The 18,694-nt window shown below is 53.3% G+C and carries 17 protein-coding genes; 5 read left to right on the plus strand and 12 right to left on the minus strand.

Annotated features, from left to right (window positions below):
- The 3 genes from R5268_RS00340 to R5268_RS00350 are packed head-to-tail and all read right to left on the minus strand — an operon-like array spanning window position 1 to window position 2,800.
- Window positions 1–768: an ABC transporter ATP-binding protein gene (locus tag R5268_RS00340; protein WP_218454663.1), complete on the minus strand. Its 768-nt coding sequence runs from the start codon at window positions 766–768 to the stop codon at window positions 1–3.
- Entirely contained in the window at window positions 765–1,778 is a 1,014-nt protein-coding gene (locus R5268_RS00345; RefSeq protein WP_107679234.1) for a FecCD family ABC transporter permease, read from the minus strand. The genes R5268_RS00340 and R5268_RS00345 overlap by 4 nt, the downstream gene beginning before the upstream one ends.
- Window positions 1,775–2,800, minus strand: coding sequence for an ABC transporter substrate-binding protein (locus tag R5268_RS00350; protein ID WP_317418562.1), 1,026 nt, complete (start codon window positions 2,798–2,800; stop codon window positions 1,775–1,777). Before R5268_RS00350 ends, R5268_RS00345 begins: the two co-directional genes overlap by 4 nt.
- A 199-nt stretch (window positions 2,801–2,999) precedes the next feature.
- Here R5268_RS00350 and gntR point away from each other — a divergent pair, with 199 nt between their 5' ends.
- From gntR to R5268_RS00370, 4 genes are all read left to right on the plus strand, one after another.
- A complete protein-coding gene (gene gntR / locus R5268_RS00355) occupies window positions 3,000–3,995 on the plus strand; it encodes a gluconate operon transcriptional repressor GntR (protein ID WP_317418561.1) in 996 nt (331 codons plus the stop codon).
- Between the two features lie 170 nt (window positions 3,996–4,165).
- Window positions 4,166–4,708: a gluconokinase gene (gene gntK / locus R5268_RS00360; RefSeq protein ID WP_317418560.1), complete on the plus strand. Its 543-nt coding sequence runs from the start codon at window positions 4,166–4,168 to the stop codon at window positions 4,706–4,708.
- A complete protein-coding gene (gene gntU / locus R5268_RS00365) occupies window positions 4,705–6,042 on the plus strand; it encodes a gluconate transporter (protein ID WP_317418559.1) in 1,338 nt (445 codons plus the stop codon). The genes gntK and gntU overlap by 4 nt, the downstream gene beginning before the upstream one ends.
- A 169-nt stretch (window positions 6,043–6,211) precedes the next feature.
- Window positions 6,212–7,273 carry a methyl-accepting chemotaxis protein gene (locus R5268_RS00370; protein ID WP_218454661.1) on the plus strand — a complete coding sequence of 354 codons (1,062 nt, stop codon included), beginning with the start codon at window positions 6,212–6,214 and terminating at the stop codon, window positions 7,271–7,273.
- A 2-nt stretch (window positions 7,274–7,275) separates the two neighbouring features.
- Here the strand turns inward: R5268_RS00370 and R5268_RS00375 are convergent, their stop codons facing one another.
- The 5 genes from R5268_RS00375 to R5268_RS00395 all read right to left on the minus strand — a co-directional run bounded on the left by R5268_RS00375 (window position 7,276) and on the right by R5268_RS00395 (window position 11,987).
- On the minus strand, window positions 7,276–7,833 hold the full coding sequence (locus R5268_RS00375; RefSeq protein WP_107679229.1) for a hypothetical protein: 558 nt from the start codon (window positions 7,831–7,833) through the stop codon (window positions 7,276–7,278).
- Complete coding sequence (locus tag R5268_RS00380; protein ID WP_247715688.1) at window positions 7,830–8,420, minus strand: ComF family protein; 591 nt, start codon at window positions 8,418–8,420, stop codon at window positions 7,830–7,832. The genes R5268_RS00375 and R5268_RS00380 overlap by 4 nt, the downstream gene beginning before the upstream one ends.
- 184 nt (window positions 8,421–8,604) lie before the next feature.
- Window positions 8,605–9,561, minus strand: coding sequence for a PfkB family carbohydrate kinase (locus R5268_RS00385; RefSeq protein WP_317418558.1), 957 nt, complete (start codon window positions 9,559–9,561; stop codon window positions 8,605–8,607).
- Window positions 9,562–9,570: 9 nt separating this feature from the next.
- Window positions 9,571–10,971 carry a purine-cytosine permease family protein gene (locus tag R5268_RS00390; RefSeq protein WP_182105596.1) on the minus strand — a complete coding sequence of 467 codons (1,401 nt, stop codon included), beginning with the start codon at window positions 10,969–10,971 and terminating at the stop codon, window positions 9,571–9,573.
- Window positions 10,968–11,987 carry an ADP-ribosylglycohydrolase family protein gene (locus tag R5268_RS00395; RefSeq protein ID WP_247716807.1) on the minus strand — a complete coding sequence of 340 codons (1,020 nt, stop codon included), beginning with the start codon at window positions 11,985–11,987 and terminating at the stop codon, window positions 10,968–10,970. Before R5268_RS00395 ends, R5268_RS00390 begins: the two co-directional genes overlap by 4 nt.
- Before the next feature lie 248 nt (window positions 11,988–12,235).
- Between R5268_RS00395 and R5268_RS00400 the strand changes: the two genes are divergently transcribed.
- Window positions 12,236–12,973 (plus strand): GntR family transcriptional regulator, encoded by a 738-nt coding sequence (locus tag R5268_RS00400; RefSeq protein WP_317418557.1) that lies wholly within the window; start codon window positions 12,236–12,238, stop codon window positions 12,971–12,973.
- Window positions 12,974–13,043: 70 nt separating this feature from the next.
- Here the strand turns inward: R5268_RS00400 and hisS are convergent, their stop codons facing one another.
- From hisS to hdcC, 4 genes are all read right to left on the minus strand, one after another.
- Window positions 13,044–14,315 carry a histidine--tRNA ligase gene (hisS, locus tag R5268_RS00405; RefSeq protein ID WP_046894674.1) on the minus strand — a complete coding sequence of 424 codons (1,272 nt, stop codon included), beginning with the start codon at window positions 14,313–14,315 and terminating at the stop codon, window positions 13,044–13,046.
- Between the two features lie 10 nt (window positions 14,316–14,325).
- Window positions 14,326–15,768, minus strand: coding sequence for an amino acid permease (locus R5268_RS00410; protein ID WP_317418556.1), 1,443 nt, complete (start codon window positions 15,766–15,768; stop codon window positions 14,326–14,328).
- 203 nt (window positions 15,769–15,971) lie between these two features.
- Window positions 15,972–17,108, minus strand: a complete 1,137-nt coding sequence (locus R5268_RS00415; protein ID WP_317418555.1) for a histidine decarboxylase — start codon at window positions 17,106–17,108, stop codon at window positions 15,972–15,974.
- 50 nt (window positions 17,109–17,158) lie between these two features.
- Window positions 17,159–18,520 carry a histidine-histamine antiporter gene (hdcC, locus tag R5268_RS00420; protein WP_166708632.1) on the minus strand — a complete coding sequence of 454 codons (1,362 nt, stop codon included), beginning with the start codon at window positions 18,518–18,520 and terminating at the stop codon, window positions 17,159–17,161.
- Window positions 18,521–18,694 lie beyond the last annotated feature (174 nt).

The following is an 18,694-nucleotide window of genomic DNA, read 5'->3' on the forward strand; positions in this document are numbered from 1 at the left end:
TCATCCCTTATAAGCGGGCTGCGCAAAGTGCGCAGCAATATGTTCTGGTGTCACATGATAAAGTGCCGCCAGGGTTTCCGGTGTGAGCAGCGCGGCAGGTTTGTCCTGGCAGGCGGGACGGTCTTTGCTGAGCATCACAATGCTGTCTGCCACCGCCGCCGCATGCTGCGGGTGGTGGGTGGACATCAGTATGGTGATCCCTCTCTCACGTAACTGTTCGATTTTATTCAGTAATTTTATCTGATTGCCGAAATCGAGGCTGGCCGCCGGTTCATCCATAATCAGCAGTCCCGGTTGCTGTACCAGGGCGCGGGCAATCAGTACCAGCTGTTTTTCCCCGCCGCTCAGGCAGGAGTAAGTACGCTGTGCCAGATGGGCGATCCCCAGATGCGCCAGTTCCTGCTCTGCCATCTGCCGTTCAGCGCGTCCGGGGGCGGCAAACAGAGAGAGGTGGGCACTGCGTCCGAGTGCCACCATATCCGCCACCCGGAATGAAAACGGCATGTTGTGCGCCTGCGGTACATAAGCAACGCGGCGGGCGAGTGCGGCGGCGCTCCAGTCACGCAACGGAGAGTCATCAATGCGGATCTCACCGGCTTTCGGCGGCAACAGGCCGAGCAGGGTTTTCATCAGCGTGGTTTTGCCGCAGCCGTTAGCCCCGAGCAGACAGATGATTTCGCCCTGATGTAATTGCAGATTTATGTCAGTGAGTATTAACTTTTCTCCGTAACCGACCGCCAGGCCACGGGTGATCAGGACATTGCTCATCCGTTCCTCCGTGTCTGCAACAGCAGAAAAATAAAGAAAGGTGCACCGACAGCAGAGGTCAGAATGCCGAGCGGCAGTTCAATCGGGGCAATCGTACGTGCCAGAGTGTCGGTCAGCAGCAGCATGATAGCGCCGATCAGCAGTGATACCGGCAACTGGTGACTGAAGTTGGCACCCACTAACAAACGGGTGATATGCGGGACAATCAGCCCGAGCCAGCCGATAATCCCGGCGACCGAGACGGCGCCGGCGGTGATCAGGGTGGCTGAAGCGATAAAAATCAGCCGCGTCATCGTGACATTCAGCCCGAGTGTACGGGCTTCCTCATCACTCAGACTGAGCAGATTCATGCGCCAGCGCAGCAGCAAAAGCGGCACCATCCCCGCGAAAATCAGCGGCGCAGTGGTTTTAATATCATCAGGCGAAATAGCGGACAGGCCGCCGAGCAGCCAGAAGGTCATGGCAGGCAATTGAGTGTAAGGGTCGGCGAGAATCTTCATCAGTGAAATAGCAGAGCCGCACAGTGCGCTGACGGCAATCCCGACCAGCACCAGTGACAGTACCGGATCATGCTGACGGGCCAGCCGGGCGACGGAATACACCAGTCCGACCACACACAGCCCGCCGGTAAAGGCGAACAGCTGGATAGTGAGCATTGACTGACCGGCAAAAATCCCGAAGATTGCGCCGACACCCGCCCCGGCGGACACACCCAGAATATCCGGTGACACCAGCGGGTTACGGAACATGCCCTGATACGCCGCACCGGCCATGGCCAGCCCGCCGCCGATAATCAGCGCGGCGGCAATACGCGGCAGACGGATTTGCCAGAAGACGGTCATATCGCGGCTCAGTGCCGGGTCATCCGCACCGGTATTGCCGGTGATTTTCGCCAGCACCACATCCCACAGTTGCTGCGGAGTTAGTGAGAACTTACCAACATTCAGTGCGATACCGGTGAGTAATACCAGCAGCAGAAGCAGTAACAGCGTTTTGGCGGAAGTGGTCATCGGGCTGATAACAGAGTGTTAATCTGTGCCTCCGATAACGGGGAGTGATAAAACAGACTGAAAAACAATCCGGTATCTGTTTTCAGATCCGCACTTTCCGGTTCAAACTGTGCCTGAAGACGGCGCAGTCCTAAAAGCCGGTTCAGTCCCGGCGGACTGTCCAGCCAGCCGGACGGCAGTCCTGCATAGTAAAAAACCTGCTTATTCTTCACCGCATTCAGGCTCTGCCAGACCTCACCCTGCATAATCGCGTCATAGGTCACAGCATCCTGGGCGATAATAAAATCCGGGTTCCACAGCAACAGCTGTTCGGATGAGACTTCTGCCAGTCCCTGCATATCCGGGACATCCGCGACATTTTCAAATCCCAGTAATTCCGGGGCTTCGCTGTGAATGGAGCCGTGCAGACCGGTTTGCAGACCTTTCGCCCCGCGTGCCAGATAAAAACGGCGTTTGTGTGTCTGGCGATCAGCAAAAGCGGCAGCATCCCGCAGCCATTTTTCGGCCAGTTGTGCCTGTTGTTCCGTGCGTTCTGCTTCTCCCAGCAGCGCACCGGCCCGGCGCAGCAAATCCGGTGTTTGTGCCAGATTACCGGACAACAGAATATACGGAATACCGGTCTGACGGCTGAAACGGGCTGCCTGTGAGCGGTAAGTGTCATCGGTCAGCCCGCTGTCAACAATCACGTCCGGCGCCAGCGCCAGCAGGGTTTCGGGAGAGAGCGTGCTGCCGCGTCCGGAGAGGCGTCCGGTGACCGGCAGGGCGCGCCAGCGGGGGGCAAAATACGGGCTGTTTTTCACTGACAGAGACGCGAAGCCCGGCAGTTTTTCCGGGGCAACCGCAAACAGCAGCTGATCAGTCGGCGGGCCGCTGCTGACCACACGGTGAATCGCTTCCGGCGGCGGAAGCTGACCATAAATAAAGACCTGAGAAGGGCTTTCCGGCACGGCAGATAATGCCGGGAAGGAGAGCAGCAGTGCGCAGCAGAAAAAAAATCCGGAACAGAGGCGGTTGAGTCTCATCGTAATCAGTCGTCATTATCGTTATATGTATTATTATATAGCGGGCGTTAGCGCAGAGCATGAGGTGAGTCAATAAAATCAGCGGTAAACAGGGAAGTAAGTCAAAATAAGGTAAAATCCCGTGCGGAATACGGTATAACTACGGGCTATTTCGGCGGATATGACGACACACAGACCAGTCTGTATTAAGATAAGCACTATGAAGAAAAAACGCCCTTCGTTACAGGACGTGGCTGACCGCGTTGGTGTAACCAAAATGACTGTCAGCCGCTTTTTGCGCAATCCTGAGCAGGTTTCCGAAAAACTGCGCGGCACCATTGCCCGTACCCTGGATGAACTGGGGTATATCCCGAACCGGGTGCCGGATATTTTATCCAACGCCACCAGCCGGGCTATTGGTGTACTGCTCCCCTCGCTGACCAACCAGGTCTTTGCGGAAGTGATCCGCGGTATTGAAACTGTTACTGATGCGGCCGGTTACCAGACAATGCTGGCGCACTACGGTTATCAGGCGGAGAAAGAAGAAGACCGTCTGGTCTCTCTGTTATCCTACAATATCGATGGTCTGATCCTGGCGGAACGCACACACACGCCCCGTACGCTGAAAATGCTGGCGACCGCCGGGATTCCGGTGGTGGAGCTGATGGACAGCGTGTCTCCCTGCTATGATTCCGCCGTCGGGCTGGACAACCGGCGCGCGGCATTTGAAATGACGCAGGCGATGATTGAGCGCGGCTGCCGCCGCGTGATCTACCTCGGCGCACGTCATGACGAACGGACATTCATGCGTCTTCAGGGTTACGAACAGGCGATGCGGGATGCGGGACTTGAGCCGGGTAATGTGATGACGCAGGAAAGCTCATCCTATTCGCTCGGGGCGAGACAACTGCACCAGGTCAGAGCCGATTATCCGGATGCTGACGGACTGTTCTGTACCAACGATGACCTCGCGATCGGCGCTGTTTTTGAGTGCCAGCGCCTCGGTATCCGTATCCCGCAGGATCTGGCAGTTGCCGGGTTCCACGGCCATGATGTCGGCCGGGTGATGACACCGGAACTGGCGAGTATCCTCACGCCGCGTGACCTGATGGGACGCCGTGCGGCAGAAGTGCTGCTGGCGCGTCTGCGCGGTGAACTGCCGTCTCAGCAGATAGTTGATGTCGGCTTCGAATTATTACCGGGAGAGAGTATTTAACGGCTCCCGGCCCCTCCTGATGTGACAGGAATTTCGTTTGAGATAACTGTCACAATTTATTCATCTGAAAACAGTGTTTGATTGCATTGTAACCATATCCGTTGGTAATGTTACCGGTAATAGTTACCGGTAACATGTCCGGTGATAATGACCGCATAAGAGGAATTGTTATGAGTGATAGCCAAAAACCACATCACGCCTTTGTATTGATGGGGGTTTCCGGCTGCGGAAAATCCGCTGTGGCTAACGGGGTTGCAACCGGGCTTAATGCGGCCTTTCTGGACGGAGATTACCTGCATCCGCGCGCCAATATTGAAAAAATGGCGGCGGGGCACCCGCTGAATGACGTGGATCGCGAGCCGTGGCTGAAAGCCATCAATGACGCGATTTTTGCCATGCAGCGGACGAATGAACTTTCCGTGATCGTCTGTTCGGCACTGAAAAAAAGTTACCGTGATATTTTGCGCCGCCAGAACAAAAATCTGTCATTTATCTGGCTGAAAGGGGATTTTGAGCTGATCGAAAGCCGCCTGAAAGCCCGCAAAGGGCATTTCTTTAAACCGGAAATGCTGATCACCCAGTTCGATACATTAGAAGCACCGGACACGGCCGACGAGCAGGATGTGCAGGTGCTGGACATTCAGCCGCCGCTTGAGGATGTGATTGCGGGCGCGGTTCAGATTATCAGACAGGTTTCCGGAGGTCAGTCATGACAACATTAACCCTGGTCTTAACCGCTGCCGGGTCGGTCTTACTGCTGCTGTTCCTGGTGATGGTGGCGCGGCTGCACGCCTTTGTGGCGCTGATGATTGTCGCTATCGGTGCAGGGCTGTTCTCCGGCATGCCGCTGGAGCAGATTACACAGACCATGCAAAACGGGATGGGCGGCACGCTCGGTTTTCTGGCGATAGTGGTCGCACTCGGGGCGATGTTCGGCAAAATTCTGCATGAAACCGGCGCACTTGACCAGATTGCCGTAAAACTGCTTAATTCATTCGGTGAAAAACGGGCGCATTACGCGCTGGGGGTCGCCGGACTTATCTGTGCACTGCCGCTGTTTTTTGATGTGGCGATAGTGCTGCTGATCGGCGTGGTTTTCGCGGTTGCCCGCCGTACCGGCGGTAACGTTGTGCGTCTGGCGATCCCGCTGTTTGCCGGTGTGGCGGCAGCTGCCTGCTTCCTGTTACCGGGACCGACACCGATGCTGCTGGCGGATCAGATGAATGCGGATTTCGGCTGGATGATCCTGATTGGCCTGTGTGCGGCGATTCCGGGTATGATCCTGGCAGGCCCGCTGTTCGGTAACTTTATCAGCAAATTTGTGACACTGGAGCTGCCGAAAGACCTGACTGAACCTGCGCTCGGACAGAGCAAAATGCCGTCGTTCGGTCTGAGTCTGGCGCTGGTGCTGTTCCCGCTGGTGCTGGTCGGGCTGAAAACGATTGCTGCACCGATGGTTGACCCGAAATCAGAGCTCCACGGCTGGCTGGTATTTATCGGACACCCGTTCCTGGCGATTCTGATTGCCTGTCTGGTGGCGATTTACGGCCTGGCAATCCGCCGTGGCATGAGCCGCAATAAAGTGATGGAAATCTGTTCTGCCGCTATCCAGCCTGCGGGGATTATCCTGCTGGTGACCGGTGCCGGCGGGGTGTTCAAACAGGTGCTGGTGGACTCCGGTGTGGGGCCTGCGCTGGGTGAATCACTGATTGGCGCAGGGCTGCCGATTGCTGCTGCCTGCTTTATTCTGTCTGCTGCTGTCCGTGTGATCCAGGGTTCCGCAACAGTTGCCTGTCTGACCACCGTTGGTCTGGTATTACCGGTTATCGGTGAACTGGGCTATTCCGGTGCACAACTGGCGGCACTGTCGGTCTGTATCGCGGGCGGCTCTATTGTACTGAGCCATGTGAACGACTCCGGTTTCTGGCTGTACGGGAAATTTACCGGCGCCACCGAAGCACAGACCCTGAAGACCTGGACGCTGATGGAAACCATCCTGGGGACCACCGGGGCCATCGTCGGCATGCTGTTCTTCGCCTTCCTGTAATATCAGCATTTTCATTCTCAGGCAGCGGATTGATAAGATCCGCTGCCTTTTTTATCACTCCCCGCCGTCCGCATAATATTCCTGTTTTTTCCGCCGATAGTAAATCTGTCCCCGGCGGCAATCTGCGCTATTTTCCTGTGTTGTATTATCTGTATTAACCGGAATTAACATGCTGAATATAATGAAAAAATGGATGTTTTTACAAAAAAAACAGCCCGTTGTCTTCCCGGAGGAACCGGCGGTTTATCCGGCACTGTCAGAGCACGTGATGACGGGAAATGCGGATGAACAGAAGCACTATCACGGTGAAATTTTGTGCCGTCACTTACTGGACGGCATCGCGGCGATAGAAATTATCCGCAACTCGCTGCTGGATTCCGGCACCCGCCTGGCGGGGGAACAGGGGACACTGGATGAAATCGCCATGCATAACAGTGAAACCCGCCGTTATATGCAGGAACTGTGCAGTGTGCTGGATGATATCAGTGAGCATGCAGATAAAGGGCTTGATTACACTCAGAAGCTGGTCTCGGTGCTGGGACAGATTAATCAGAATATTAATAACATCGAGCGCCTCGCCAACCAGACTAACCTGCTGGCGGTTAACTCGGCGATTGAAGCGTCTCATGTCGGCAGCCGTGGTGCCGGATTCTCTGTTATTGCCCGCGAGATAAAGCAATTATCCGGAGAAATTCAGGATGAAGCCATCAATATCACCACATTTACCGGCAAAATTAAGTCACATGCCAAAGCGATCCATACCGATGCGGAAGATAATCAAAAGCTGGTGAGCAGCATCCGTGATATTGCGGTTCAGGCGGAAGAGCGTTTACAGGATATGATCACCAGCTCCTCCCGGATGGAAGCAATTATCCGTTTTGTGGCGGTACAGCAGTTTCTCAATACCGTCAAACTGGATCACGTTATCTGGAAAGGGGATATCTACCGCCGCCTGCTGGACGGAAATGCGGACTTATCGGTTAATGACCATACCCAGTGCCGTCTCGGCAAATGGTATTACGCGGACGAAGGACAGCGGTTTATCGGCCATGATGCCTACCGGAAACTGGAAAGACCGCACCGGCTGGTGCATCTTTCCGGGCGCCTGGCGCTGGAAGCCAGGGCACAGGGCTCGCTTCAGGATGAGGAACTGCATTTATCCGCGATGGAGGACGCCAGCCGGGAAGTGATTGAGAACATCGATGATCTGCTGGCATCGATCAGTTACTGATATCAGGTGAACAGTGTGATTTGTCTGTTTTTCAGCTGTGTGATTTTTTCGGATAACTGAATTTTCTTGTCTGCGGCAGCAAAAGCATCCGGCGGCATATGGCTGACCAGTTCACTGAGATGATCAGGAGATTTCACAACAAGAAATTGTTTTTTATCCCGGATAAACACCACGGAATATTTTTTTTGATTTAATAATTCCAGCACATTACTGAGAGTGCCGGTACTGCGGCTGTCCCAGATCATCAGTCCGCAATCCGCGTCAGCGGCCATCGCTAAGTCTTTCGCTGTAAAAAATGCCCTGCTTCCCGGCGCACAGGTGGTTTTTGTTACCTGTACAGGCCAGTTTCCGAGGTTATGTCTCGGAACCCGGGAACTGCTGAAGACGGTGACGTGATGATAACCGGATTGTTTCAGAAATTGCTGAACGGCTGAATCCACCCCCGCGGCATCACCGACAATAATGCGGAGATGCCGGGCGGTTATTTTTTGCAGCCGTTCAGTGACCAATGGGTCTAATACTTTAATTTTAATCGATCCTGCGACGAAAATCGTCGTCATACCGGTCTCCAGGTGAGTGCAGCCACATAGATGTTATTCACTTTACTATAACCGCGAAGAACTTGACAGGCTGACTCCAATGACGCACCGGTATGGTACAGGTCATCAATTACCACGACATTCCAGCATCCGTCATTTTGGATTTGATCAAAAACAGAAAAGCTTTCACCGATGGCATTCAGTTTTTCCTGTTTGTCAGTCAGATTTTTGAGCGGAGTGTTACCGGGTTCTTTCATCAGCAGATGATCAAAATGCGGCAGGTCTGTTATTTTTGAAACTATCCGGACAATTTCTGTTACCGGCTGGCGGGAACGGGCGGTAGAAGCGGGCATGGGAAGGACGAAACGCGCATCCGGAAAACGGATTTTTATATTATCCGCAAGGCACCGGGCGAGCGGGTCAAGCTGAGACCAATCCTGTTTATATTTCAGCCGGTATAGTGCTTCACCCACTTCTGTTCTTTTGGTATCAAACTGCATGTGCCCGGCACTGTTTTCACCCAGTGGTCTGCTCCATTCGGTGTGTTTATCCAGGGCGAACCCCGCTTTCCAGCTCCCGTAGAGAGGTTTGATATTGGTCTTCATCATCAGTCCTTTGGTAACGAATACAACATGGTGATTGAAGGGTGATTAGAGATTATTCTTTTGGATGATGCACGTTTCCGGCGAATGTTTTGCGAGCAGAAGTGTAAAATAAGGGAGTAATACGTATAAAAAACCCCCGGAAACCGGGGGCTGAGTGAACATCGCTGTCGGGTAAACGGGCGGTGTATCAGGGGTGATGATGTAAAAATTCACTTAATTCACGGCGGGTTGGCGCACCATCAGAGCCGGGACGGCTGACCACAATGGCGGCAACCGCATTACCGAACCGGACGGCATCCGTGAGCGGCAGCCCGCAGGCCAGACCTGCGAGAACACCGGCGCAGTGACTGTCTCCGGCAGCGATGGTATCGGCCACCGGCACGCTGAAGGCTGGGATTTTTACCGGCTGCTGTCCCGGCTGACACACCACGGCACCTTCTTTATCAAAGCGGGCGATCAGCGGCAGTCCGTAACTGTCTGCAAACGCCTGTGCATCATCTGTCTGTATCTCAGACTGCCTGCCGCCCCGCGGATTAAGCTGTGCCAGCTCATCACGGTTGACGGTCAGCAGTGGTTTTCTCGTCAGCAGCTTTTCAATAAAGTCCGGATCAATATCCCGCAGACGCGGACCGAAATCCGCAAACAGGGTTTTATCGTCACTCTGTGCCAGCAGCCAGTTACGCAGCGGCGCACTTTCCGGGCTGACCAGTTCATAACCGGAAACATAAATCAGCGCATTGTCCGGCACCGGAATTTGTGCAAGCAGTTCTTCACTCCAGTGCTGCTCGCAACCTTCGATAGTGATAAAAGTACGCTCTTTACTCTCTTCCACCAGCGCCAGACACCAGCCGTTATCATGTGACGGATGGCGCAGCAGAACCGGCAGATTTTCCTTTTCCATCGCGGCAATGACCTGCTTTCCCCAGCTGCCGTTTCCGGCGGGGATGCCGTTGACCGGCACAATACCGAGACGGCTCAGGGCACGGGCGACGTTAAAGGCGCAACCGCCGATCTGCTGCCCGAGGGGCAGGGCGCTGATATCATCCCCGCTGCGCGGCAGTGCGTTCACTTCCAGCATCACATCGCCGAAAGCGGCGCCGATAATCAGGACCGGACGCTGGGGTGTCAGTAACGATACATCCATCAGTTCAGATTAACTCCGTGCCGGTTTCATCATCAGTGTCAGGCGGTATGCCGCCATGCTCACCAGGAAGGAGACAAACAGCCCCAGACTGGAATTCTCAAACACACCGGTGGCAAACGGCCCGTTAATAAAGCCGGTGTTGGTGACCAGCAGCCCGGCAACCGAGCCGCCGAGCCAGCACAGGAACGTCGGCAGAATAACGCCGGTATCGCCGTAGAGCGAAACTTCGTCGTAACCGGCTGTTTTGTGTTTGCTGTAGTAATCGGTGATAAAAATCGCCGCCCAGGAGGCCAGGAACAGCCCGCAGAACACCAGGAATGAAATAAACGGCCCGAGGAAATCACCGGAAACAAACAGAACATAAATCGCGATAGCCAGCACAATTACACCGTCGAGGGCAACGGCGGTGCGCTGTTTGAGTTTGATCCCCATACTCAGCAGGTTCAGACTGGCGGAATAGAGGCTGAGGACGGCGATAGTGACAATCCCCGCCACGGCGGCAGCCAGATACGGCACGGCCATCCAGGACGGCAGCAGACCGCCGATCGCGGCGATCGGGTTTTCTTCCGCGGCCAGATCAGGCAGTTGCGCGGTCAGCAGAATACCGGTCAGGATCAGCAACAACAACGGCAGCGCCGCGCCGCCGACCACGGAACCGAAAATACGGCTGTGGGATGAGGACGGGCTCTGATCACGGCTGTAATCCGCCCCGGCAATCGCCCAGCTGATGCCGGTTCCGGCGGCGATGATGGAAACCGCCGGCAGGAAACCGGTGATCCAGCTGCCGGAAGGACGGCTGAACAATGCCTGCCAGTCGGCGGTGGCCAGCAGCCAGAGTACAACAAACAGGGTCATTGCCCCGAAAATCCGCGTGATCCATTTCTGCATCAGCAAAACCGTGTTCTGCCCGAGAATACTGACCAGCACCGTCAGCCCGCCGAATAATACCAGCGCAACAGCCGTCATCAGGTGTCCGCTGCCCAGCCCGATGGCGGTAAACAGCGCGGCGAGCGTCAGTGTGCCGGTGATGATATTCACGGCTTCCCAGCCCATCAGGTTAAACCAGCAGAAAGCGGTCGGCGCGATATTACCGCTTTTGCCGAAACTGGCGCGGGAAAGGGTGAGAGTGGTGGTCCGGCCGATTTTACCGGCGATACTGGTGATCCCCACTAAAACAAAGGAAGCGACACCCGCCACTGCGGCTAAAACGGACTGAAAGAAGGACAGCCCGAACGACACAATAATCGCGCCGTAGACCACGCCGAGAATACCGATATTGGCGGCACACCAGACAAAGAAAAGTTCGGCCGGTTTTTTGGTTTGCCGGGAGGGCGGGATCAGACCGATCCCCAGTTCTTCTATCGTCGGATCGGTTTTGTTCAATGCTGAAGGTGCAGATTGCTGACTCATGACATCATCCTGTTCGTCGCGGCATACTCCTGCCTGAACTGTGCCAGACGGCGGGCATACGGCGTAAAATCGATATTATTTGTATGATTTATCAATGCGATACTATCAGCATCAAAACTGTCAATGCCGTGAATTGCGCCGCAGATAGCCGTTGCCATGGCACCGATGGTGTCCGTGTCTCCGCCCAGATTTGCAGCCAGTACCGCACAGCGTACGGGATTGGTGTTGGCTAAATCCGCGAGTGCAATTGCACACGGGATAGATTCAATATTATCCATACCGGCGCCGACTATCTCATAAAGATCGGTCAGTGCCTGTTCTTCATCCGTACGCCCGCGGACCACATTGAGCGCATACATAATCCTCCGTCCCAGCAGCGGGCTGAAGGTGGATTCGAACCGGCGCTGAACAGAGTCAGCCAGCGGTATGACAGCCTGTTTTATCGCAGACCAGTCAGTGCCCTCAACAGCCAGACTGACGGCCCGGGCAATCACGACAGCACCGGCAATGGCGATATCGGATTTGTGGGTCGGCAGACAGGAGAGCCTGACCTGCTCAATAAAACGTTCTGTATTATATGATGGCATCAGGCAACCGACGGGCGCGACACGCATCGCGGAACCGTTGGTCACACCATTTGCCTCTATTTTATCTAAAGGTATTCCCTGGTGTATGGCATTCAGCGCAGCTTTTGATGTCGGCCCCAGAATATTTTTTTCAAACGCCTGTATCCGGGTAGCCCATGCCATGATGTGGCGGGCGATCGTCTGCGGGACGACCGCACCGTGCTCCTCAATAATGGCATCCATCAGGGCAACACACTGACTGGTATCATCGGTAAATTCCCCGGCAACAAACTCGTTGGCGGCAATATTCTCCTCCGGGCCCGGCAGGAAAGTATCAATCCAGCCGAAGTGCTGACGGACACGGCTCTTTGGCCAGAGTTCCGACGGCATGCCCATGGCATCTCCGGTTGCCTGCCCGTAAAGACAACCGAGAATACGTTTTTCTGTCACACTTAACGGGACTGCTGCTGATTGTGTCATTTATTATTATCTGAACTGGTGTTGAATGAATTAAGAACAAAATATCTGTTATTGGTATGGGACTGCTGTGTGGCCTTTGTCTTTACTGAGTATATAATAGACTACAAATAAGTCCAGTTGAAGTCCAGTTGGGGCAATTTTAATCAGTATGTGATAGCGGACACAAAAGTTGCTACACTGTTTTCAGCCGTTATCCGCAGCATGACAGGAACCTATTTGTGGAACATGATTTTCTCACTTTTTTACAGCACCGGTTTGATCAGCAATCAACTGTTCCGTTATATATTCAGTTAAAACAAGGGATTGAAGACGCCATTACACAAAAGATGCTGACGCACGGCTGTGTTCTGCCGTCTGAGCGCCGTTTGTCTCAGTCGCTGGGTGTATCCCGCGTTACGGTAGTAAAAGCACTGGACTTACTGCTGAAACAGGGACTGGTGGTGAAGCATCACGGCAAAGGCACGCAGATTAATCTGCCGGTGCAGTACAACCTGTCCGGCGGGGGATTTTCCGCACAGGCGGCCGGCAGCGGTCAGGTTTCCAGCCGCTGGCTTATCCGTCAGCTGGATCGGGTACCGGACTCTCTGGCCTCTGAACTGGAATTATCCGCAGGTGATACGATGGCGGTGATCAAACGTGTCCGGCTGGTGGATGATATTCCGGTCTCGCTGGAAACCATGTTTATTCCGGAAGCCTTTCTGCCGCGCCCTGATTTGCTGGACGGTTCACTGTACGCACACTGGCTGGCGCAGGGTATTGAGCCGGATGTGCAGGAGTATGCGCTCTCTATCTGTCATCCGTCAGAAGAAGAGGCGAAACTGCTCTCTATCCCGCCGACAGCGTCACTGATGAAAATTATCCTCAGAAGCCGCGACAAAGCAGGCAGAGTTCTGGAATACGGTACGGCTATCTGCCGCAGTGATTTCTATCATTTCCACTTTACAGTAAAAGCCTGACAGCAAAAAAAACAGAAAGCAAAAAAGCACTGTAAAAACAGTGCTTTTGATAATGTTACGTTGCTGTTTATCAGGCCATCGCGGTGATGGTTTTATTCAGTAACGCATTGGCGAGTGTCTCTGCGGTCACCGTTTCATTGGTGTTCGCGGTAAGATCCCACAGGCCTATCTGTCCGTCATGGTTAAGCGTCACAATGTAACGGCAGCCGGATTTCAGTGCGTTGCTGTGCTGACGTTTCAGTTTGGCACGGGTGAAATCATTCAGGATTTTATATTGCGGTAACTGATGGCGCAGTGTGTTAGCCAGTAATAACGCTTCCACATTCTGCGCCGGATCTTCATAGGTCACCACGATATCCGGCTGATTAACAATCGCTTTATCCAGTCCGAGGGTCTGGATCAGCAGTAACAGCCGTTCGATCCCGATAGCAAATCCGGAGGCCGGTAACTGTTTGCCGCTGAATAATTCAACCAGACCATCATAACGGCCGCCGCCGCAGACTGTCCCCTGTGATCCCAGCTCTTCGGTGATCCACTCAAACACGGTGCGGGTGTAGTAATCCAGCCCGCGCACCAGACGCGGATTGACCACGTAGGCGATGTTTTCGCTGTCCAGCAGACGGCGCAGTTCATCAAAGTGCTGTTGTGATTCTTCGCCGAGGAAGTCCAGCAGGCGCGGCGCCGCTTCAATCATCTCCTGCATATCCGGATTTTTGCTGTCCAGGATACGCAGGGGGTTGGTTTCCAGACGGCGCAGGCTGTCCTCATCCAGCAGTGCCTTGTGCTGCGTAAAGTAATTCACCAGTTGCTGACGGTGCTCTGAGCGCTCTTCCGGTGTCCCGAGGGAGTTAATCTCCAGGCGGACGTGTTTATCCACGCCGAGTGCCTTAAAGATATCTTTCACCATAAAGATAAGCTCCGCATCCACATCTGCCCCCGGCATACCGAAGGTTTCCACCCCGAACTGGGTGAACTGGCGCAGACGGCCTTTCTGCGGACGCTCATAACGGAACATCGGGCCCTGATACCACAGGCGCTGCGTGGTGTTGTAGCACATGTTGTTCTCAATCACGGTCCGGACGCAACCACTGGTACCTTCCGGACGCAGGGTGATGTGCTCGCCGCTTTTATCGAGGAAGTTATACATCTCTTTTGAAACGATATCGGTGGATTCACCGACAGCGCGTTCAAACAGGGCAACCGGTTCCAGAATCGGCAGCCTGACCTCCTGATAGCCGTAGCGGGAAGTGATATTCCTGATCCGGTTTTCCAGCCACTGCCAGACCGGTGTTTCTTCCGGAAGCACACTTCTCATCCCTCTGATTGACTGAATCTTTTCCATTTTTAGTCCTCTATATACAGTTTCTCTGTGAGAAATTCCGGCTGTCATCATTGTCAGCCGATAACGCCATCTCAGCGGTCTGCTCAGTGCAGATCCCCGGGATGTACGACAGGGCGAGCCCGGGACGGGGATCAGTAGTGTTTTTTTCACGGCGCATAATAAAAAACAGATACAGCGGAATGGTCACCATTTGCAGCACCATGCCCCAGAACAGCGGTTTGGTACCGGCGCCTGTCAGCGCGACCATAATGAATCCCAGACCGATCAGGCTCAGAGTGGCGTAAATAATAAAAGTACGTCCGTACTGCATTTTTTTCGCGATCATGGCGATCGGCAGGGAAATCACGGCAAATGCATACGGGATCAGACTGGCGGATACCGCAAGAATAATGATGTTGCGGAACTGCTGTTCCAGGCTCGGTGAGATGGTAAGCAACAACACGGCGCTCATCATCCCGGCGGTGCAAATCAGTCCTTTATACGGGACACCGTGGCGGTTCACATCGGCAAAAAAACGGGGAAATGTGCCTTCTTCCGCCGCAGAGCGGGGAACTTCAGTCTGTAAAATCTGCCAGCCCGGCAGTGCGCCGAAGCAGGCAATAATCGCGAGTGCAGAGATTATCTGCCCCGCATGTGCGCCCCACAGATAGCGGGCGGTATCCGCAAACGGCGCGGTGGAGTTAACAAGCTGTTCGTGGGGCAGAATCCCCATCATGACATTGGTGGAACTGAGATAGCAGGCGGCAGCAATCACCAGCCCGATAATCGTAGCCAGCGGAATATTGCGGTGCGGATTAATCACCTGGGCAGATGAAACCGACGCGGATTCAATTCCCAGATAGCCCCACAGCGAAATAGCGGCGGCGGCAAAAATAGCATCTGTGTTACTGGTCTGAGTAACATTAAAACTGGTGATGTAACGTGTGTAATCAAAACTGGCCCAGCCGAAAATACTGATGCTCAGAATAACGGTGAGCATACAAAGGCCGGTAAAAATCTGCGCATAGCCGACGACTTTTGCGCCCTGCAAACCCAGCAGAACGAAAGCCCAGAGAATAATAATAGCGGTAATAGCGGCGTAAAGCGGAGTGTGAAGCTGCGGAAAGAAGTAAGAGAGATAACCGACACCGGAGATCAGTAAGGCACAGTTGCCTATCCAGGTCGAAAGCCAGTAAAAAAGTGATGTCTGTAACCCGATATACTGCCCGAATGTCCGGCCGATGTTGGCAATCACACCGCCTTTACAGGGGGAGATTTCACCGGTTTTGGCGAACACCAGCGCCAGTGCCAGCACGCCGCAGAAGGTCAGCAGGCCGCCCCACAGCGCGATCGAACCGATATGCGCGAGGGAGGAGGGTAACATAAACACGCCGCTTCCCATCATATTGGAAGCCGTCATAATAATCAGGGCTGTCAGGCCCATGCGGTGGGTGGGTTTACCATTGGGAACCATACCATTTTGTCCTCACAGAAATACTCCAGCTGCGGATGAGGGAGCAAAAAATCTCACGATCAGAGAACTGAGCCGTGTTTTTTGGTCTTTTTTCTTGCATCATCCTGTGTCGCTGTATAGGTTAGAGAGCGTTGCCGGCAGGATTGGCGTCTGCGCCGGCAACGAACCGTAAGGGGGCAGTGGATATTTACCACTGCCTTTTTTTATGCCGCGTGTAAGTTAAAATCCGCGATAACGTCGTCGATCAGTTTGTCGATCTCTACGGTATCGAGGTGGTGCGCGGTGGTGATCAGGTGAGCCACGTCGCCGGATGTTGCCAGGCAATGTTCTCTCCAGACGCGTTCTGACGGGCAAGGGAACACAACAGTGATGGAGTTCTTGTTGCGCCATGCATTGATACCGGCTTTCTGCATACGGTCAACAGCGTACTGCGCCATATCCAGACTGCGGGTGATGCGGCGTTTCCATTCCTCAGCTGAATGTGAACGGATAGCTTCCCACAGCATCAGTGGTGTATGACCGTTACGTGAACCGGTGATGGTTTTGTCGTGTGCGGAGATGTAGTCGATTTCAACAGAAATACGGTCTACGTTTTCTTTCTTCGCAACAACGATACCGCAAGGGATTGGTGAACCAATCATTTTGTGGCCGGACACACCGATGGAGTCGATACCGTCTGCAAAAGTGAATGGCTGTGCGTCATCAACGAATGGCAGGATCATGCCGCTCAGTGCCGCATCGGCGTGCAGATAGTAATCTTCACGTTTGATACCGGCTGCTTTCAGGCGTTTCTGAATTTCTGCGATATCATCGATTGCACCGCGGACAGTGGTACCGATGTTAGCGAAGATGATCGGATGCGCTTCTTTATCGTCAGCGATTTTTTTCATCAGATCGTCATAGTCGATTTCGCCGCTTGGCAGAGATTCAACAACCTGAGATTTGATGCGCAGTAATTTAACGATTTTCGCAACGGAATAGTGAGTATCTTTTGAATAGTACAGGGTACCGTCAGGGAAGATTTCACGGCCCAGGTAGCAACCGAACATATTACCTTCGGTACCGCCGTTGGTGACATAACCCCAGCTTTGTTCAAACGGAATTTTGAACAGGTCTGCGAAATACTCCATCACTTCTTTTTCGAAATCGAAAGAGTTCAGCAGGTAGTTGCAATATTCGCCCCAGTCACCGCAGTTGTTGATGGAGAAACGTAAGAAGCGTTCCAGATTGGTGTAATCAAAATCCGCTGATTCAGGATAGCCGATGTTGAAATACTGGTTTTTTACGCAATAAGCCCAGAATGCATCAAGTTTGTTTTGATCATTGATAGACAGAGTCATACTTAATTACCTCTTGTTTTTCAAAATTGAAGACTGTGAAGCGGAGCAAATCACGCTTTGTTTTGTTCGTCATTGATATACAGAATGTCGTTGCCTTTTTTCGCACGGCCGGCAGCCACGAAGCTGAACAGCGGGATAGTGACGGACATCATGACCAGACCCCAGAACATAGAATCAGAACCGGAACCTAACAGGGCAAAGACACAGTAGATAATGCCGATAACCACCAGGACGTTATAGAAAATGAATGTTCTGCCGCGGTTCATTTTTTTGGAAACCATGATGATTGGCAGAGAAATCAGTGCATACATGTATGGCAGCAGAGATGCGAAGACAGACATCAGGATGACGATTTCGAACTGTTTGGCCAGGTTTGGTGATGCGGTCATTAACAGCACCAGGCTCATCAGTACCCCGGTGAAAATCAGGCTTTTCATCGGAACGTCATTTTTGTTCACATCAGAGAAGAATTTAGGGAACAGACCCTGATCGGCACCGGCACGCGGACCTTCAGACTGCAGGATTAACCAGCCGGAGATAGAACCGAAGCAGGCGATGATACTCAGGATAGACGCAACAGTACCGGCAGTTTCACCGAACATGTAACGGGCAGCATCCGCAAACGGCGCAGCAGAGTTAACCAGTTCTTCATGCGGAACCAGACCCATGATAACGGTGCAGCTGCCGACGTAGCAGACTGACGCAATCAGCAGACCATAAACGGTGGCACGCGGAACAGTGTATTCAGGTTTGTCGACCTGGCCGCTGGAAACCACCGCGGATTCAACACCCAGGAAGCCCCACAGTGCGATAGATGCCGCAGTAATAATAGCAGTGGTATCACTTTTACCGGTGCCGTTATAAACCTGAGAGAACATCTGCGGATCGAACCAGAACCAGCCGATGACACCGACACCGAGAACAACGACCAGCATGCAGCTTGCAGTGAATGACTGCGCACGACCGGCGACACGGGCACCGAAGCTGGCTAACACCACAAAGCCCCACAGAATCGCGATAGCAACGACACTGCCGATAGCCGGGTTTTTCAGTTCAGGGAAGAAGTAGCTGAGGTAGCCGACACCGGCAACCAGCAGCGCGACGTTACCGACCCAGGCACTGATCCAGTAACAAACTGTGGTCTGGAAACCGATAAACGGACCGAAAGCATCGCTGGCGTAAGCCACGATACCGCCGTTACGCGGTGTGATAAGACTGGTTTTGGCGAAAACTAATGCTAATGCGATAACACCAATGATTGTAAATAACCATCCCCATAAGGAGATGTAACCGACGCCCGCGAGGTTAGTCGGCAGCATGAACACTCCGGAACCCATCATATTTGATGCGGTTACCAGGGTCAGCGCGACCACCCCCATTTTATGGGCGGAACTGGCACTCATGTTTCCCATAATGCTTTTCCTGTAATGATTGTTTAATTGGAAAGGTGCACCCGATGACAATTACCGAGATAGGGAAAACTTAATTTTTAAATGTCGTTCTAAATTTGATATTGATCAAAAAAAACAGCGCTTCCATAACAGTTTCGGCTGAAAATGAATATTTTATGAGCTGTTTTTCAGTAA

The organism is Morganella sp. BCCO 40_0007 (assembly GCF_032989665.1).
GTDB lineage: Bacteria > Pseudomonadota > Gammaproteobacteria > Enterobacterales > Enterobacteriaceae > Morganella > Morganella sibonii.

Excerpts from the sequence above, each read along its gene's own strand:
- R5268_RS00340 (WP_218454663.1), bottom strand. The coding sequence starts at position 768 with ATGAGCAATGTCCTGATCACCCGTGGCCTGGCGGTCGGTTACGGAGAA.
- R5268_RS00345 (WP_107679234.1), bottom strand. The coding sequence starts at position 1,778 with ATGACCACTTCCGCCAAAACGCTGTTACTGCTTCTGCTGCTGGTATTA.
- R5268_RS00350 (WP_317418562.1), bottom strand. The coding sequence starts at position 2,800 with ATGAGACTCAACCGCCTCTGTTCCGGATTTTTTTTCTGCTGCGCACTG.
- gntR (WP_317418561.1), top strand. The coding sequence starts at position 3,000 with ATGAAGAAAAAACGCCCTTCGTTACAGGACGTGGCTGACCGCGTTGGT.
- gntK (WP_317418560.1), top strand. The coding sequence starts at position 4,166 with ATGAGTGATAGCCAAAAACCACATCACGCCTTTGTATTGATGGGGGTT.
- gntU (WP_317418559.1), top strand. The coding sequence starts at position 4,705 with ATGACAACATTAACCCTGGTCTTAACCGCTGCCGGGTCGGTCTTACTG.
- R5268_RS00370 (WP_218454661.1), top strand. The coding sequence starts at position 6,212 with ATGCTGAATATAATGAAAAAATGGATGTTTTTACAAAAAAAACAGCCC.
- R5268_RS00375 (WP_107679229.1), bottom strand. The coding sequence starts at position 7,833 with ATGACGACGATTTTCGTCGCAGGATCGATTAAAATTAAAGTATTAGAC.
- R5268_RS00380 (WP_247715688.1), bottom strand. The coding sequence starts at position 8,420 with ATGATGAAGACCAATATCAAACCTCTCTACGGGAGCTGGAAAGCGGGG.
- R5268_RS00385 (WP_317418558.1), bottom strand. The coding sequence starts at position 9,561 with ATGGATGTATCGTTACTGACACCCCAGCGTCCGGTCCTGATTATCGGC.
- R5268_RS00390 (WP_182105596.1), bottom strand. The coding sequence starts at position 10,971 with ATGAGTCAGCAATCTGCACCTTCAGCATTGAACAAAACCGATCCGACG.
- hisS (WP_046894674.1), bottom strand. The coding sequence starts at position 14,315 with ATGGAAAAGATTCAGTCAATCAGAGGGATGAGAAGTGTGCTTCCGGAA.
- R5268_RS00410 (WP_317418556.1), bottom strand. The coding sequence starts at position 15,768 with ATGGTTCCCAATGGTAAACCCACCCACCGCATGGGCCTGACAGCCCTG.
- R5268_RS00415 (WP_317418555.1), bottom strand. The coding sequence starts at position 17,108 with ATGACTCTGTCTATCAATGATCAAAACAAACTTGATGCATTCTGGGCT.
- hdcC (WP_166708632.1), bottom strand. The coding sequence starts at position 18,520 with ATGGGAAACATGAGTGCCAGTTCCGCCCATAAAATGGGGGTGGTCGCG.